We start from the raw sequence: 1634 nt of genomic DNA, 5'->3' as shown, positions 1-1634 counted from the left end.
TTTAACTTATGAAACCTTATTCCATAGACTTGCTTAAACAAAATTGTCGAGATTTGGGAACAGGAAAAAATCTCCATAAGAAAGCTGGATCAAAGGTTTGGAGTGAGCAAAAATTTTCTTCAAACCTTAACTAAAAAATATCAAGAAACTGGAGACATTAGACCCTTACCTCAAGGAGGAAGTCCTCCTTCGCGCGTTAAGTAGTGAAGAATTAGTAATCTTATTAGAAATAATGGCAAAAAATAATGATGGGACTAATAAGGAGTTATGTGAGTTACTGGAAGTAGCTACAGGAGTGAAAGTGGGAAAAAGTACCATGGTCCGGATAACTCAAAAATTCAACTACAGCCTAAAAAAACTCCTACTGAATTATCAGTTTGAGGTAAAGGTTTGGCACAAGTTTCTACTACAAAACTTAAGAAATATCTATTAGCTGAGCCCTTAATAATAGTTACTGATGATGGAGAAGCAGGTAAATCTCTAGACCAAACGATTTTCAGGTTTCCAATTTTTGCTAAATAGACTTTATGTTGACCAATTGTAAACCCTCATGCATGTAAATTTTGCAGTCTGTTTTGACTTCCTGCTTTTAAACTTAGGAGGTTTAACAGGTCTACCTTTTCTCCTACACTTGGTTGATTGAAAAAAAGTTAGAGCAACGCTTGGTTTAAATCATTTAAAGATTGCTGCAATGGTATGTTAGAAACCTCTGACAACCATTCTCTGTTTTCAGTCTTCTTCCCTTGAGTGATAAACTGTTTTTGTAGTTCAGAATTAGTCGGTTTATTTTGTCCTAATTTATACTTCTGTTGGCAGCAATCAAGACTATCATTCCAAACAACACGGACACAACCAAATAGCTTTGCGCTCTCGGTATTTTTGTCCTGCTGTTGGATAGATACGTTACTTAAATCCAGCTTTCATAATTCCTATCTGAACTAACAGTAAGACAACATATTTATTGAAACATTTAGCAACTAAAAAGTCGTCCTAGAAGGGCGAGGCTTGAGACCCAATTTTTCGGTCAATTCTGGCGAAGTTAATCAAGCTTCCGAAAATCAACCAGAGTCAGACAGCTTAGTAGGTTTGCCGAAAAATTTTCTGGTTCTTTTCAATTTCCCGAAGGGTGAAAAAGCAGAGAAAAATTAATCTAGTTTGGTAGGTTGGATTGACGTAGGAAACCCAACATTAACTACATATATATATATATAAACTTTGTTATTCCCAGATACCACAAAACAGTCAATCTATCAAACCATCAAAACAGCAAGGGAAAAAAATTAGTCATTCATCCTGAAAAAAATTCAAGCGATCGCCTCCAAAAATAACGAAGCAATAGGCATTTCGAGGCTCAAAATCTTATTAAGCGATAACATTCCTTTCGATTTTTATCTCTTTTAGAGTATCACAGAACCTAACCAAAGAGCTGAAAATATTGAAACCTCGTTAGCCAAATCAGAAAAAATTTCCCCTAATTTGTCATCAAGCCCTGACAAAATTTAAAATTTTCAAACTAAAAAGCGCAAACCTATAACAAAAACTGAGGAATATAGCGTTGGCGGAGTCTAGCGGCAGCTATATCACCTCTTAGACAACCATCCCCAAAACATTCTCTGAAGCACTCCCAAAAACTA

2 protein-coding genes are annotated in these 1634 nt (G+C 35.6%); one reads left to right on the top strand and one right to left on the bottom strand.

The features are described from left to right. Positions 1–232: 232 nt before the first annotated feature. Positions 233–433, top strand: a complete 201-nt coding sequence (locus F6K22_RS40390; RefSeq protein WP_293110734.1) for a hypothetical protein — start codon at positions 233–235, stop codon at positions 431–433. 217 nt (positions 434–650) lie between these two features. Here the strand turns inward: F6K22_RS40390 and F6K22_RS40385 are convergent, their stop codons facing one another. Next, the gene (locus F6K22_RS40385; RefSeq protein ID WP_293110736.1) at positions 651–896 is read right to left on the bottom strand and encodes a helix-turn-helix domain-containing protein; all 246 of its coding nucleotides are present in this window, start codon (positions 894–896) and stop codon (positions 651–653) included. Positions 897–1634: the final 738 nt, after the last annotated feature.

The sequence above is a fragment of the Okeania sp. SIO2F4 genome (assembly GCF_010672385.1).
Lineage (GTDB): Bacteria > Cyanobacteriota > Cyanobacteriia > Cyanobacteriales > Microcoleaceae > Trichodesmium.
The sequence above is the reverse complement of the archived record's forward strand: the minus strand, read 5'-3'. Positions and strand labels throughout refer to the sequence as shown.